The 14,238-nt window shown below is 65.9% G+C and carries 12 protein-coding genes; 6 read left to right on the top strand and 6 right to left on the bottom strand.

The window, feature by feature from the left end; translation table 11 throughout:
* Window positions 1-133: 133 nt before the first annotated feature.
* The 4 genes from ACH2A7_RS09990 to ACH2A7_RS09975 form a co-directional block, all read right to left on the bottom strand.
* Window positions 134-376: an AbrB/MazE/SpoVT family DNA-binding domain-containing protein gene (locus ACH2A7_RS09990; protein WP_394961749.1), complete on the bottom strand. Its 243-nt coding sequence runs from the start codon at window positions 374-376 to the stop codon at window positions 134-136.
* A 179-nt stretch (window positions 377-555) separates the two neighbouring features.
* A complete protein-coding gene (gene trpS / locus ACH2A7_RS09985; protein ID WP_394961748.1) occupies window positions 556-1,563 on the bottom strand; it encodes a tryptophan--tRNA ligase in 1,008 nt (335 codons plus the stop codon).
* Between the two features lie 82 nt (window positions 1,564-1,645).
* Complete coding sequence (locus tag ACH2A7_RS09980) at window positions 1,646-2,743, bottom strand: hypothetical protein (RefSeq protein WP_394961746.1); 1,098 nt, start codon at window positions 2,741-2,743, stop codon at window positions 1,646-1,648.
* Between the two features lie 15 nt (window positions 2,744-2,758).
* On the bottom strand, window positions 2,759-4,177 hold the full coding sequence (locus ACH2A7_RS09975) for an MBOAT family O-acyltransferase (RefSeq protein WP_394961744.1): 1,419 nt from the start codon (window positions 4,175-4,177) through the stop codon (window positions 2,759-2,761).
* A gap of 188 nt (window positions 4,178-4,365) precedes the next feature.
* On the opposite strand from ACH2A7_RS09975, the gene gltX reads away from it, so the two are divergent.
* Window positions 4,366-5,817, top strand: a complete 1,452-nt coding sequence (gene gltX / locus ACH2A7_RS09970) for a glutamate--tRNA ligase (RefSeq protein WP_394961752.1) — start codon at window positions 4,366-4,368, stop codon at window positions 5,815-5,817.
* 45 nt (window positions 5,818-5,862) lie between these two features.
* On the opposite strand, the gene ACH2A7_RS09965 is transcribed toward gltX, so the two are convergent.
* Window positions 5,863-6,123: a metal-sensitive transcriptional regulator gene (locus ACH2A7_RS09965; protein WP_177521481.1), complete on the bottom strand. Its 261-nt coding sequence runs from the start codon at window positions 6,121-6,123 to the stop codon at window positions 5,863-5,865.
* Between the two features lie 29 nt (window positions 6,124-6,152).
* A complete protein-coding gene (locus tag ACH2A7_RS09960) occupies window positions 6,153-7,745 on the bottom strand; it encodes an ABC transporter substrate-binding protein (protein WP_394961743.1) in 1,593 nt (530 codons plus the stop codon).
* 301 nt (window positions 7,746-8,046) lie between these two features.
* Here ACH2A7_RS09960 and murD point away from each other — a divergent pair, with 301 nt between their 5' ends.
* From murD to ACH2A7_RS09935, 5 genes are all read left to right on the top strand, one after another.
* The gene (murD, locus tag ACH2A7_RS09955; RefSeq protein WP_394961742.1) at window positions 8,047-9,438 is read left to right on the top strand and encodes a UDP-N-acetylmuramoyl-L-alanine--D-glutamate ligase; all 1,392 of its coding nucleotides are present in this window, start codon (window positions 8,047-8,049) and stop codon (window positions 9,436-9,438) included.
* Window positions 9,435-10,217, top strand: coding sequence for a GNAT family N-acetyltransferase (locus ACH2A7_RS09950; protein WP_394961740.1), 783 nt, complete (start codon window positions 9,435-9,437; stop codon window positions 10,215-10,217). The genes murD and ACH2A7_RS09950 overlap by 4 nt, the downstream gene beginning before the upstream one ends.
* A gap of 19 nt (window positions 10,218-10,236) precedes the next feature.
* On the top strand, window positions 10,237-11,502 hold the full coding sequence (locus ACH2A7_RS09945; RefSeq protein ID WP_394961738.1) for an aminotransferase class I/II-fold pyridoxal phosphate-dependent enzyme: 1,266 nt from the start codon (window positions 10,237-10,239) through the stop codon (window positions 11,500-11,502).
* 53 nt (window positions 11,503-11,555) lie between these two features.
* Window positions 11,556-12,737 carry a YcxB family protein gene (locus ACH2A7_RS09940; RefSeq protein WP_394961736.1) on the top strand — a complete coding sequence of 394 codons (1,182 nt, stop codon included), beginning with the start codon at window positions 11,556-11,558 and terminating at the stop codon, window positions 12,735-12,737.
* A 122-nt stretch (window positions 12,738-12,859) separates the two neighbouring features.
* Entirely contained in the window at window positions 12,860-14,146 is a 1,287-nt protein-coding gene (locus ACH2A7_RS09935) for a cation:proton antiporter (RefSeq protein WP_394961735.1), read from the top strand.
* Window positions 14,147-14,238: the final 92 nt, after the last annotated feature.

Genomic DNA, 14,238 nt, shown 5'->3' with positions numbered 1-14,238 from the left:
GCCCCTTGAGGGGCGTTGTCTGTATTATGCCCTTCTAGGGCTTACTCAAGCCCCCGGCTTTGCCGGGGGTCCTGACTCTGTCGCTGGTCAGACGGCGCGAAACGTGGCGGCCACGCAGACAAGGCCGGCGGCTTTACAGCGCCCCGATCTTCTTGCGGCAGGCGGGGCAGATGTTGCGCCCCTCAAAGGCCACCACGCCTTTGGCCTCGCCGCAGAAGATGCATGCCGGCTGGTACTTCTTCAGCACGATCTCGTCTCCGTCCACAAAGATCTCCAGGGAGGCGTTCTCTTCCAGATTCATCAGGCGGCGCAGCTCGATGGGAAGAACCACGCGGCCCAGTCCGTCGACCTTGCGAACGATACCGGTGGATTTCATGGCTTTTCTCCTTTTTGTTGCGAATTTATATACACAGGGGAATTTATCGACATAATTATACCGCAGCAGGGAGAAAATGTCAATATATGGTAAAAATGGAATATTGCAAACTTTTTGTGAACAAAAACCGCGCTCCGGGCACGGAGCGCGGCGAAAAATGTGGAAAAAGGTCGGTTTTTTTACAGCTGTACCAGCCCGATCTTTTTGTACACCTTGGCCACCATGCGGTCGGCCATGCGGCTGGCGGCGGCGGCGCCGTCCTTCAGCACGCCGTCCAGATATTCCCTGTCCGCCAGGATGCGCTCGTACTCGGCCTGGATGGGGCGGAACTCGTCGATGACGCACTGGGCCACCGCCTCCTTAAAGACGCCGTAGCCCTTGCCGTCGAACTCGGCCTCGATCTCGGCGTGGGTCTTGCCGGTGAGGGAGGCGTAGATGTTCATCAGGTTGGTCACGCCGGGCTTGTCCTCCCCGGCGCGCACCACGCCGTCGCTGTCGGTCACGGCGCGCTTGCACTTGCGCAGGATGGTGTCGGCGTCGTCGGTCATCAGGATGAAGCCGTTCACATTGGGGTCGCTCTTGCTCATCTTCTTGTCCGGCTCCTGCAGGCTCATGATCTTGGCGCCGGTCTTGCCGATGTAGGGCTCGGGCAGGGTGAAGGTGGGGCTGTACAGATTGTTGAACCGCTGGGCGATGTTGCGGGTCAGTTCCAGGTGCTGCTTCTGATCCACCCCCACGGGCACCAGGTCGGCGTTGTAGATCAGGATGTCCGCCGCCATCAGGGCGGGGTAGGTGAACAGGCCGGCGTTCACGTTGTCGGCGTGCTTGGCGCTCTTGTCCTTGAACTGGGTCATGCGGGACAGCTCGCCGAACTGGGCGTTGCAGCTGAGCACCCAGCTCAGCTGGGTGTGGGCGGGCACATGGCTCTGCACAAAGACCAGGCTCACCTTGGGGTCGATGCCGGCGGCCAGCAGCATAGCGGCGGCCTCCCGGGTGCGGCGGCGCAGGGCCGCGGGCTCCTGGCGCACGGTCAGCGAGTGCAGGTCGGCCACCATATACAGGCACTCGAAATCCCGCTGCAGGCTGCCCCAGTTGCGCACCGCGCCGATGTAGTTGCCCAGGGTGAAGGTGCCGGTGGGCTGGATGCCGGAAAGAATGCGCTTTTTGCGCTCGATTTGTTCACTCATTTGGTAAAACCTCGATTCTGCTCCGATGGTATGCCAGAGAACGCTATCATTATATACCCGCCCTGCCAAGCTTGCAAGAGTGTTATTGGGCCAGCCGCAGCGGGCTGGAGGAGGGTGCCAGGGCGGCGTTCAGATACTCGGTGTCGATCAGGCCCGCCAGGGTCTCGCTCTCGGCGGCCAGGTGCAGCGCGAGGCGGGCGTAGACCCGGTCGCTGCCGTGGTAGCCGTCCACATACTCCTCGTCCAGGGTGTCGGGCATGTAGGAAAAATCGTACACCTCGTAGCCGTAGGGCTCGCAGAGTTCGGTGAGGATGGGCATGATCCAATCAAAATACCCGTAGTTGCCGCTCTCCACCATACGCTCATAGACGCTGGGTGCGAAGGGCGGCACGATGAGCACCACCTCGATGTCGTGCCCGTTGCACCAGGCCAGCAGGTCCTCAATGGCATAGGTGCTGGGCTCGTGGACGTATTCGCCGAACTCAAAGCGGTTGGTGCCCTTCAGGATGCGGTCGAAGGTGTCGTGGAAGCCCACGTCGGTGCCGGTCTCGGGGTGGTCCAGCAGGGTGCCGTAGTTGTAGCTGCCGTCGGCGTTGTAGCCGCTGCCCCGGCCCACGGCGGCCATGCCGTAGACGTCCGGGTGGCTGCCGTAGGCCGCCCGCAGGGTAAATTTGCCCTGGGCCCAGTCCCGGATGGCCTGGGGCAGCGCCGACCGCATCGAGAATTCATAGTGGTTGTAGTCGAAGAACTCCGGCATGCTGCCGGTGCCCACCCAGGCGCCGTTGAAAAAGTTCTGGTCCAGCACCATGATCAGGGTGGAGGGCAGTTTGTCCTCGTCCAGCTGTTCCAGAAAATACTGGAACTCGTTCACATAGCCCGCGCCGCCGCCGGCGTTGTAGAAGCTGTCGGTGGTGAAGAACTCGCTGTGGAACTGCATGCTGCGGCTGGTGCCCAGCACCAGCAGGTCGGCACCCAGGGCGTTTGCCACCAGATGCTTGTAGTAGCGGGTGTTGTCCCGGTAGGCAAGGCCCAGAAAAGCCGGCTCGCCCGCCGCCACTTTGGCGGCGATCTCCTCCTCGGTGTGCCACTCGCCGCTGGCGTAGACGGCCCCCGCGAAGAGGGCGACGAACAAGAGAACGGGCGCGAGGAACAGCGCCACGATCAAGAGAAAACGTTTCAAATCCCGCGCCTCCCTTTAAAACTGAAAATAGATGTTTTGCAGCGTGCCCGCCGCGCCCCAGAACAGGGTGGCGAAGACGCATCCGTAGCAGAAAAGCACCTGCACCCAGCCCCTGCGGGCGGCGGCCCAGCGGCCGAAGCCGTCCTTCCGGGCGGCAAAGTCCACCCCGAAGGCGGCCAGGGCGAACAGGCCCAGCCGGGCCATGACGGCGGCGGTGTAGCCCAGCTGGGTGAAGCTCTCCTTGAGATACTGCACGCTGAAGGGGATGGGCCGGGCGAGATAGCTCAGCAGCAGCCGCACCTGGCCCACGTCGCCGCTGAAGAAGAAGATCCAGGCAAAGCACACCAGCACCAGCGTGACGGCCCAGCCCACCGCGCTGCGCACCGGGCTGCCGGGCTTCTGGCGCAAAAGCGCCCAGGCATTCTCCCGCAGGGGCCGGGTGGCCCGCCCCGCCAGCAGATAGACCCCGTGCAGGCCGCCCCACACCACAAAGCCCAGGGCCGCCCCGTGCCACGCGCCGGAGACCAGGAAGGTGACCATGGTGGCCAGAATGAGCACCGGCACACCGTGGCGGCTGCCGCCCAGAGGGATGTAGATGTAATCCCGCAGAAAGCTGGAAAGGCTGATGTGCCAGCGCCGCCAGAACTCGCCCACGCTGCGGGAGAGGTAGGGGCTGAGGAAGTTTTCCTCACACCGCAGCCCCAAAAGGTTCGCCACCCCGATGGACAGCTGGGAGTAGCTGGCGAAGTCGAAGTAGATGTACAGGCTGTAGGCCGCCAGCGACCAGACGATGCCCAGGGAGTAGTAGTGGTCGGGCTGGTAGAGGGCGTTGTAGTAGGCGGCAAAGTGGTCCGCCAGGCACTTTTTCAAAAACATGCCCCAGCACAGCCGCACGCAGCCGTTCAGCGCCAGCGCCCGGTCAAAGGCGGGCGGGTTCTTCAGCTGGGGCAGAAAGCTCTCCGCCCGCTGGATGGGCCCGCTGGTGAGCTGGGCGAAAAAGCCGGTGTAGGCAAAGCAGTACAGCGGGTTCTTCTCGGCGGGAAGGGCCCCCTTGTACACCGCCACCAGATAGGTGATGTTCTTGAACACGAAGAAGCTGATGCCCACCGGCATGAGCAGGTCCGCGAAGGAGGCCAGCGCCTGCCAGCGGCCGGCCAGGGCGGGCAGGTACTTGTAGCCCGCCAGGGGCAGCACCCCCGCCAGCACGCCCACCGCCAGGGCGGCCCTGCCGCCGCCATGGGCCATCCACAGGCCGCAGGCCCAGCCGGCGGCGGTGATGAGCGCCAGCGCTGCCAGCGCCTGCAGGCCGAAACTCAGGGCAAAATACACATTGGCCGCCGCCAGCGCCCAGGGGCGGAAGCGGGCGGGCAGCGCCCACCAGACGGCGAACACCACAACGCCAAAACCCAGGAAGGAAAGAGAGAGAAAATTCATCGGTCAAAACTCCTGTTATCGAGTGGTCCGGCCCGGCGGGCCGCGCGGGAATACTCCTATTATAAGGAAAAGCGGCGCTCATTGCAAATCGGCAAATTGACAAAGGGCGGCGCAGCGTTTAGAATGGAACAGAGAAAAGCCCGGCGGGCCGCACCGCACCGCCGTTTTGAAGGAGTAAACGCACCATGCTGAAAAATTCCGTTCGCACCCGTTTCGCCCCCAGCCCCACCGGCTATATGCATGTGGGCAACCTGCGCACCGCCCTCTACGCCTACCTCAAGGCCCGCAGCGTGCCCGACGGCTCGTTCATCCTGCGCATCGAGGACACCGACCAGGGCCGCTATGTGGAGGGCGCGGTGGACATCATCTACGACACCCTGCGCCAGACCGGCCTTTTGTGGGACGAGGGCCCCGACGTGGGCGGGCCGGTGGGCCCCTACATCCAGAGTCAGCGGATGGGCCTGTTCAAGCAGTACGCCGAGCAGCTGGTGGCCGAGGGCAAGGCCTATTACTGCTTCTGTTCACCTGAGCGGCTGGAAGAGCTGCACGCCCAGCAGAAGGCCGCCGGCGAGGCGGTGGGCCACTACGACCGCCACTGCCGGGACCTGAGCCCCGAGGAGGTGGCCGAAAAACTGGCGGCGGGCACGCCCTACGTCATCCGCCAGAAGTGCCCCACCGAGGGGGTGACCGGCTTTGACGACGCGGTCTACGGCCATATCGAGGTGAACAACGCCGAGCTGGAGGACCAGATCCTCCTCAAGGCGGACGGCATGCCCACCTACAACTTCGCCAACGTGGTGGACGATCACCTGATGGGCATCACCCACGTCATCCGCGGCTCGGAGTATCTCTCCAGCACCCCCAAGTACAACCTGCTCTACGAGGCCTTCGGCTGGCCCATCCCGGTGTACATCCACTGCCCGCCGGTGATGAAGGACGCCCACAACAAGCTGTCCAAGCGCAACGGCGACGCCTCCTATCAGGACCTGGTGGCCAAGGGCTATCTCAGCGCGGCCATCCTGAACTACATCCTGCTGCTGGGCTGGAGCCCCAAGGGCGAGGAGGAGATCTTCACCCTGGAGGAGATGTGCAAAATTTTCGACGAGAGCGGCATCAGCAAGAGCCCGGCCATCTTCGACCCGCTGAAGCTGCGGGCCATCAACGCCGAGTACATCCGGCGGCTGACCCCCGAGGCGTTCCGCAAGATGGCCGACCCCTGGATCGACCAGGCGGTGCACCGCCCCATCGACCGGGACCTGCTGTGCCAGAACCTCCAGCCCCGGTGCGAGGTGCTGGGCGAGATCCCCGAGCAGCTGGACTTCTTCGACGCGGTGGTGCCCTACGGCCCCGAACTCTACGCCAACAAAAAGCAGAAGACCACCCCCGAGACCGCAAAGACCGCCCTGGAAGCCCTGAAGCCGGTGCTGGAAGGCTTGAACGACTGGAACAAGGACGCCATCTTCGCCGCCTGCAAACAGCTGGCCGAGGGGATGGAGGTCAAGAACGGCTGGCTGCTCTATCCTCTGGGTATCGCCCTCTCGGGCAAGCAGCGCACCCCCGGCGGCGGCACCGACCTGGCCGCCATGCTGGGCAAGGAGGAGACCCTCGCCCGGCTGAACGCCGCCCTGGCCGCTTTCTGAACAACCAAAAATGCCGTTCCCGGCGGGGAACGGCATTTTTCTTTGTCATTTCAGCTTCGCGAACTGGTCGATGGCCTCCTCCAGCCGGGCCAGGGTGTCCTCGTCGCAGTCGGACAGCACGCAGTGGGTCAGGTGTTCGGTGAGGATGAGTTTCGCCACCTGGGTCACGGCGCTGCTCACGCTGGACAGCTGGATCAGCAGTTCGTCGCAGGGGCGGCCCTCGTTCACCATCTCCCGGATGCCGTTCACCTGCCCGCTGATGCGGGCCAGACGGCGGTTCACGTCGGCGGAATGTTTGCAGTCCATGGGTGGTTTGACCTCCTTTTGCGGGTGTGTCACTGGGCCATGGTGGCCCCGGTCAGGTCCAGCACCGGGCCGAAGGGGCGGAACACCAGCCCTTCCACCCCCGGCTGCACCAGCAGCGCCTTGGTCTGGAACCACAGCGGCACCACGCTGGCGCTCTCCAGCAGGGCGCGCTCCGCGCCGGCGATCTGGCCGGCGGTGTAGCCGCCGTCGGCAAAGAACCCGTTCAGCTGCTGCTGCCAGGCCGTGTCGGTCCAGCCGGCCAGCGCGGCGGCCTGCCCCAGCAGTTCGGGGGCGGAGTCGCTGGCGGGGGAGAGGGGCAGCAGGGCGATCTGGTAATCGCCCGCCGCCACCTGGGCGGTGAGCTGCTCCAGGGGCAGCTGCTTCACCGGGAAGTAGGCGGAAAATGCCCCCAGTTCCTTCTGCCACTGCTGGTTCACCCCCTGGGCCAGCTGCAGATACTCTTCGCCCTCCGGCGCCAGCAGGGTGATGTTCTCAAAGCGGGTGGCGCCAAGAGCGGCAAGCCCCTGGCGGCACAGGTCGGCGGCGCTGCCGAAGGAGGGCTGTACGCTGCCGGCGGCCTGCCGGTAGTTCTCCCCCTGCACCGTCACCGCGGGGGGCACGAGCCCCTCCGCGTCGGCAAAGCCCTCGGGCAGCTGTGCCTGGGCGGCACGGGCGCTGGAGACCAGCGCCTCCCGCACCAGGGGCTGGGCCAGCGTCTCGTTGCCGCAGTTGAACAGCAGCACCCAGGTGGTAGCGGTGTAGGGGATGGAATCCAGCCCGGCGGCGGAGAGGGCCTCGCTCAGCGCGGCGGTGGCGCCGCCCTCCTTCACCAGCGCCTCGCCCCACAGCGTCTGGCCGGAGGCGGAGGAGCTGCCGGAGGAATCGGCGCTCTGGCCGGTGGCGTTGATCACCAGCCGCAGGGCGGTGACGGCGTCGCCGCTGGCGGGCCGGCGCAGGAACAGGCCGTTGTCATTCCAGTTGTACACATAAAAGCTGCCGTTGCCCATGGTGGAGGCCCGGGTCAGCCCGTAGGTGCCTTCGGTGCTCTCAAAAAATTCCTCGTTGCAGGGCATCGCCCCGGGCAGCGCCAGCTTGTAAAGCAGCTGGGGGTCCGGCTGGGAAAGCTCGATCACCACCGTGCGCTCGTCCGGCGCGCTCACCCCCAGCGCCGTCTCGTCCATGGAACCCGCCAGCACCGCCGCGCTGTTTTTGATGGCGGCGTAGGTGTCGGTGTAGGGGCTGCCGGTCTCGGCGCGAAAGACCCGCCGCAGGGCGAACACAAAGTCCCGGGCGGTCAGCGCATACTCCGCCGTCTCGCCCCGGTTCCGGGTGTAGGCCAGGCCCTCCTTTAACGTGAAGGTATAGGTGAGGCCGTCGGGGCTGACGGCGTAACTCTCGGCGCAGTCCGGCACCGGCTCGCCGTCGGCGTTCAGCCGGAACAGCCCGCTGTACAGGTTGGTCACCGCGATCAGTTCCGGGCTCGCGGCGGCCAGCTGCGGGTCCAGGTTGTTGGGCACCCGCTCCATGGCCCAGGTGAACTCGATCTGCTTTTCGCAGCCGGTCAGGCACAGGGCGGCGAGGCAGGCCAGCAGGATCAGTTTCAGTTTTCCCGTGGCGGGCACCTCCTTTCTCTCCCTTTTGTACGATCGTAAAATAAGTATGTTTTCATCGCCGAAGGGTATACGTTTTTATCCTATCAAAAAATTGCGGAAAATTCAAACAACCGCCGCAATTTTCGCACTTTTTTCGCCTTTGGGTCGAAAACCGCCGCCGGCGGGGGCACGCCGCCCCTTTTTTTGCCAGCCGCCGGCCGGTTTGGTTGCGCCGGGGGCGCAAAATGACTATAATGAATAAGAAAACCGATCCGCGGGGCGGTTTCGACGCCCGGCGGCATTTTTGACGAAGGAAAGGCTGTGTTGCAAGATGCAGAGAGACAGCGAGGCCCTGGCCGCGTTTCTGCGGGGCAAAAAGGTGGCGTTTATCGGCGCGGGGGTCAGCCACAAGACCCTCATCGGGCAGTTCTGCGCCATGGGGGCCGACGTGACCCTGTGCGACAAAAAGAAGCTGGAGGACTTCGGCGACTACGCCGCCACCCTCCAAAAGCTGGGGGTGAAACTCTCTTTAGGCGAAAGCTATCTGGAGGGCCTGGCGGGGCAGGACGTGATCCTGCGCACCCCGGGCTTTGAGTATTATACCCCGGCGCTGCAGGCGGCGAAGGCGGCGGGCAGCCTTGTGACCAGCGAGATGGAGCTGTTCTTCGAGTACTGCCCCTGCCACATCACCGCCGTCACCGGCTCGGACGGCAAGACCACCACCACCAGCCTGATCGCGGCCATGCTCACCGCCGCGGGCAAGAAGGTGCATCTGGGGGGCAACATCGGGCGGGCGCTGCTGCCCGTGCTGGCCGAGATCGAACCCGAGGACGAAGCCGTGGTGGAACTTTCCAGCTTCCAGCTCATCAGCATGCGCAAAAGCCCTCAGGTGGCGGTGGTCACCAACGTGACCCCGAACCACCTGGATCACCACAAGGACATGCAGGAGTATGTGGACGCCAAACGCAACATCCTCTTGTGGCAGACCCCGGCGGACAGGGCGGTGCTGGGCTATGAGAACGACATCACCCGCGCCATGGCCGCCGACTGCAAGGGCAGCCAGTGCTGGTTCACCCGCCTGCGGGAAGTGGACAACGGCGCTTTCCTGCGGGCGGACGGCATGCTCTGCATGGCGGAAAAGGGCACGGTGACCCCGGTCGTCTCGAAGGACGAGGTGAAGCTGCGGGGGCTGCACAACATCGAGAACCTGCTGGCGGCCATCGCCGCCGTGTGGGGCCGGGTGCCGGTGAGCGCCATGGCCGAGACCGCCCGCACCTTCGCCGGGGTGGAGCACCGCATCGAGCCGGTGCGGACGCTGGACGGGGTGCAGTGGTTCAACGACTCCATCGCCTCCAGCCCCACCCGCACCATCGCGGGGCTGCGCAGCTTCGACCAGAAGATCATCATCATCGCCGGCGGCTACGACAAGAACATCCCCTACGAGCCCCTGGCCCCGGAGATCCTGGCCCATGTGAAGGTGCTGGTGCTCATGGGCGCCACCGGCCCCAAGATCGAAAAGGCGGTGCGGGAATGCCCCGGCTTTGCCGACAGCGGCCTTGTCATCCTCCACGCGAAAGACATGAAGGAGGCGGTGGACGCCGCCCGCGCCGCCGCCAAACCCGGCGACATCGTCAGCCTCTCGCCTGCCTCCGCCAGCTTTGACCTCTACCCCAACTTCGAGGTGCGGGGCCGCCACTTCAAGGAACTGGTGAACGCCCTGTGATCCGGCTGGTGGAAACTGCCGCCGACGCCGCCCGCTTTTCGGCGGCGCTGGCGGGCCGGGCGGACCCGGTGGCGGTGGAGACGGAGGTGTGCTTCGCCGCCTTCCGGGATGTGCCGGGCAGCGGCTGGAAGTTCTACACCGGCGGGGCAGGGGAGAAGCCCTTCGCCCTGGCGGTGCGGGGCGCCTCCGCAAAACTCACCGGCCGCGCCGACGGCGAGGAGCTGGCGGGCCTGCTGGCGGTGCTGGGGGCAAGGCGGCTGAAGAGCGCCGAAGCCGCCGCCCCTGCCGGCTGGCGGCAGGACGCGGCCTTCGACGCCTTCTGCGCCCCCGCCTCAGTGGAAGTGCCGCCGCTGCCGGCGGGCGCGGTGCTGGACGAGGACGTGCCCATGACCGAGGTGGTGGCGCTGCTCACCGGCGGCGACAGCCTGGCCGGCGCGGCGGGAAAAGCCGCCGCGGACACTTTCTATGCCGAGGGGTGCGCGCTGCGCAACCGGGGCCTGGCGAAGGTGTGGGGCCTGCGGCTGGGCGGCCGGCTTGCCGCCACCGCCGGGCTTTACGCCATCGGGCAAAGCGCCGCCGTGCTCTCCGCCGTGGAGACGGCGGCACCCTTCCGCCGCAAAGGCTGCGCCGCGGCCCTTGTGCTGCGGCTGGCGGCGGACTTCGCCCCCCGCGGCCCGGTGAGCCTGCTGGCCCGCCCCGGCGCCGAGGGCTTTTATCAAAAACTGGGCTTTGAACAAAGGGGACGGGCCTTCGGCTTCGCCGCCCCGGAAACTGACTGAAAGGGACTGTACATACACCATGCTGGAAGAATTTTTCGACTTTTCCCCCCGCCTTTTGGAACTGGACCGGCACGCCATGGAGCTCTGCCGCCCCTATTTTGAAAAGGTGGACGCCATCCGGGATTACAACCAGGTGAAGATGCTCAAGGCCTTCACCGATCAGAAGGTGGCGGCCACTCACCTGGTGGGCACCACCGGCTACGGCTACGACGACGCCGGGCGGGACAAGCTGGACGCCCTCTTCGCCCAGGTGGCGGGGGCGGAGGACGCCCTCTGCCGGCCCCACTTCCTCTCGGGCACTCACGCGCTGGCGGTGGCCCTGTTCGGGGTGCTGCGGGCGGGGGATACCCTGCTGGCCGCCACCGGCCGCCCCTACGACACGCTGGAGGGGGTCATCGGCATCGGGGACGCGGGCAAGGGCTGCGGCACCCTGGCGGAGTTCGGTGTGAACTACGACGAGGTGCCGCTGCTGGAGGGCGGCCTGCCCGACCTTGAGACCATCGCCAGAAAGGCCGTAAACGCCAGGGTGTGCCATGTGCAGCGCAGCCGGGGCTACTCCAGCCGGGCCGCCTTCGATCTTGCCACCATCGAACTGGTGGTGAAGGCGGCCAAGAGCGCCAACCCGGACATCGTCGTGCTGGTGGACAACTGCTACGGCACCTTCACCCAGACGGCCGAGCCGGTGAGCGTGGGGGCGGACCTGATCGTGGGCAGCCTCATCAAGAACGCCGGCGGCGGCATCGCCCCCACCGGCGGCTACATCGCCGGCCGGGCGGACCTGGTGGAGAAGTGCGGCCACCGGCTCACCGCCCCCGGCACCGGCCGGGAGCTGGGCTGCACGCTGGATTCCTTGCGCAGCCTGTACCTGGGCCTTTATTACGCCCCCGGCGTCACCGCCGAGGCGGTGAAGACCAGCATCTACTCCAGCTGCCTTTTGGAGCTGCTGGGCAAGAACCCCATCCCCCGCTACACCGAGCCGCGAAACGACATCATCACCAGCTTTGAGGCGGGCAGCGCCGAGGCGCTGGTGGGCTTCTGCCAGGGGGTGCAGGCGGGCAGCCCGGTGGACAGCTACGTCGCCCCCGAGCCCTACGCCATGGCGGGCTACACCGACCAGGTGATCATGGCCGCCGGGGCCTTCACCCTGGGCAGCAGCATCGAGCTTTCCTGCGACGGGCCGATGCGTCCGCCCTACACCGTCTATCTCCAGGGCGGGCTGAACCTGGCGGCCAGCCGCGCCGGGGTACTGCTGGCGGTGCAGCGGGCTTTTGGCGGGGAACTGTAAGCAAACCAACAGGATCGGCGGCACGGCCGCCGAGAGGAAAGAAGGGAAAACCGATGGATTGGAATTTTGAACTGACCGAACAGACCGCGCTGGCCCTCTACGCCAAAAAGTACCGCCAGGAGAAGGCCTCCGGCCGCCTGCTGCGGGGCCTGGGCCTCATCGTTGGCGCCTGGGGCGTTTGGCTGGCCGCGGAGGCATGGCGGGCCATGATGCGCCCGGGCTATTTCTACGCCGAGTTCGACCCGGCGGGCGGCGGGCTGTACATTGTGCTGGGCGCTGTGCTGCTGATGCTTGCCGTCTTTCTGTTCTGGAGAAGCCGCGCCCAGGGCATTGCCGCCGGCGTGCTGCGCCGGCAGAAAAAGCTGGGCGCCTCGCCTCTGGGCCAGTGGCGGGTGCACCTGGACGAGGAAAAACTGGTCGCCGTGCGCGCCGGGCTGCAGGAGGCCAGCGATCCGTCGGTGGTGCAAAAGGTGGAACAGTACCCCGAGGGGCTGCTGGTCCACACCTACGGCGGCGCAAAGATGCTGGCGCTGCCCGCCGCGGCCTTCGAGGGGCCGGAGGCGATGAAGGCGGCAGCCGACGAGTTTGAGCGGTGCGCGGCCCTGGCCAAGAGCCGCCTGTACGAGAGATCCGCCCGGCAGCTGGCCGGGCAGGATGGGGGGCGCGCCCTGCCGCCCTGCCCGCCCCTGCCCGAAGGGGAGACGCAGATGTACGCCGCGCCCCAGATGCTGCGCCCGGAGGAGGTGCTGCCCGCCTACTGCGCGGCCAACCGGCTGCTGAACCCCGTCGGCAAGGGCCGGCTGGCGGTGCTGTGGGCGCTGCTGGTGGTGGCCGTTCTGGAGGTGGCGCTGGGAGTGGCCACCGGAGACGCGATGGTGGCCGTGGCTATGGCCGCCCTGGCGGTGGTGGTGGGGCTGCTGCTGGCGGCCCGCTCGCCCGCCGCCCAGCGCGCCGCCATGAAGCGGCAGCTGGCGGGGGAGCAGACCCAGCGCCTGGCCACCCCCGGCTGGGTGGTTCTGGGCCAGAACGGCTTCACCGAGACCAGCGGCGCGCTGTGCAGCTACCGGCCCTACTCCAATCTGAACAAGGTGGCCCAGGATCAAAACTACATCTTCCTGCGCTTCGAGGGCAACATGATCACCGCCATCCCCAAGCGGGGCTTTGAGAGCCCGGCCCAGGCGGCGGAGGCTTTTGCTTACCTCAAAAAGCGGCTTGCGGAACAAAAACGGAGATGATCGTGGCACAAAAACCATCCTCCCACCCTTGCGCCAACGGAAAAAAGGTGTATAATAGGTCATTGTGACTGTAGCGGTCCCGTTTGCGGCGGGGCCGTTTTTTTTGTGAGGAGGAGAGAACTATGACCTATGGATATCTGGCCGACCTGGCCCTCATCCTGCTGGCCACCAAGGCGCTGAGCATGCTCACCGGCAAGCTGCAGATGCCTCAGGTGGTGGGCGCGCTGGTGGCGGGCCTGGTGATGGGCCCCGCGGTGCTGAACATCATCCAGCCCAGCGACTTTTTGTCCCGGGTGGCGGAACTGGGCGTGATCGTCATCATGTTCAGCGCCGGCATGGGCACCGACCTGAACGAACTGAAAAAGACCGGCAAGGCGGGCCTGGTGATCGCCACCGCCGGCGTGCTGGTGCCGCTGGCCATGGGCACCGGGCTGATGTTCTTTTTCAACACCGGCGAACTGACCATGCCCGGCAACAAGTTTTTGCAGGACCTGTTTTTGGGCACCGTGCTCACCGCCACTTCGGTGAGCATCACCGTGGAGACCCTGAAGGAACTGGGCAAGCTGTCCACCAAGGTGGGCAACGCCATCCTGGCCGCCGCCCTGATCGACGATGTGCTGGGCCTGGTCTGCCTGACCGTGGTCACCAGCATGGCGGGCGAGGATGTGAACATCCTGCTGGTGCTGGCCAAGATCCTGCTGTTCTTCCTGTTCGTGGGCGTTGTGGGCGTGGCCGTCAGCCGGGTGCTGGGCTGGTATGAGACCAAGGTGCGCAACCGCGATCTGCGCCGCTATCCCATCCTGGCCTTCGTGCTCTGCCTGTTACTGGCCTGGGCCGCCGAGGAGTGGTTCGGCGTGGCGGACATCATCGGCGCTTTCTCCGCCGGCCTGATCGTGGCCACCACCCCCAAGGGCGCCTACACTGCCAGCAAGTTCACCCCGGTATCCTACCTGCTGCTCACCCCGGTGTTCTTCGCGAACCTGGGCATCGGCGTGGAGCTGCCCCAGATGGACGCCGCCATCCTGCTGTTCACCATTGCGCTGGTAGTGGTGGGCATCGGTTCCAAGCTGATCGGCTGCGGCCTGGGCGCAAAACTCTGCGGCTTCAAAAACCGCCAGTGCGTGCAGGTGGGCTGCGGCATGGCCTGCCGGGGCGAGGTGGCCCTGATCGTGGCCAACAAGGGCATGGCGATGAACATCGTCAACCCCATCTTCTTCGGGCCCATCATCATCCTGGTGGTGTGCTGCGCCGTGTTCACCCCCATCATGCTGAAATTCGCCTTCAAGGGCGAGAACGCCTATGAGGGCATGGAGGAGAGCCGGCTGGCCGAGGGCTTCCAGCTGTCCGAGCAGGTGGACGAGGTCACCGACCGCCTCATCGCGGGCGAGAAGCGCCGCCAGAGCAAGTAACCCGTATCCTCGGGCAAAAAGTTCCCCCGGGCGCTGCCCGGGGGAACTTTTTTGCGCAAAGAGAGAGCGCCGCCCCGCTGCCTGCCCGGCCG

Source organism: Candidatus Allofournierella merdavium, from assembly GCF_944382735.1.
GTDB lineage: Bacteria > Bacillota > Clostridia > Oscillospirales > Ruminococcaceae > Allofournierella_A > Allofournierella_A merdavium.
Note: the sequence above shows the minus strand (reverse complement) of the source record. Positions and strands in the feature narration are given on the sequence as shown.

What these genes read in the sequence shown, in the direction of transcription:
- ACH2A7_RS09965 (WP_177521481.1), bottom strand. Translation starts at nt 6,123, where the DNA reads ATGGACTGCAAACATTCCGCCGACGTGAACCGCCGTCTGGCCCGCATC.
- ACH2A7_RS09940 (WP_394961736.1), top strand. Translation starts at nt 11,556, where the DNA reads ATGGATTGGAATTTTGAACTGACCGAACAGACCGCGCTGGCCCTCTAC.
- ACH2A7_RS09935 (WP_394961735.1), top strand. Translation starts at nt 12,860, where the DNA reads ATGACCTATGGATATCTGGCCGACCTGGCCCTCATCCTGCTGGCCACC.
- ACH2A7_RS09990 (WP_394961749.1), bottom strand. Translation starts at nt 376, where the DNA reads ATGAAATCCACCGGTATCGTTCGCAAGGTCGACGGACTGGGCCGCGTG.
- trpS (WP_394961748.1), bottom strand. Translation starts at nt 1,563, where the DNA reads ATGAGTGAACAAATCGAGCGCAAAAAGCGCATTCTTTCCGGCATCCAG.
- ACH2A7_RS09945 (WP_394961738.1), top strand. Translation starts at nt 10,237, where the DNA reads ATGCTGGAAGAATTTTTCGACTTTTCCCCCCGCCTTTTGGAACTGGAC.
- murD (WP_394961742.1), top strand. Translation starts at nt 8,047, where the DNA reads ATGCAGAGAGACAGCGAGGCCCTGGCCGCGTTTCTGCGGGGCAAAAAG.
- ACH2A7_RS09975 (WP_394961744.1), bottom strand. Translation starts at nt 4,177, where the DNA reads ATGAATTTTCTCTCTCTTTCCTTCCTGGGTTTTGGCGTTGTGGTGTTC.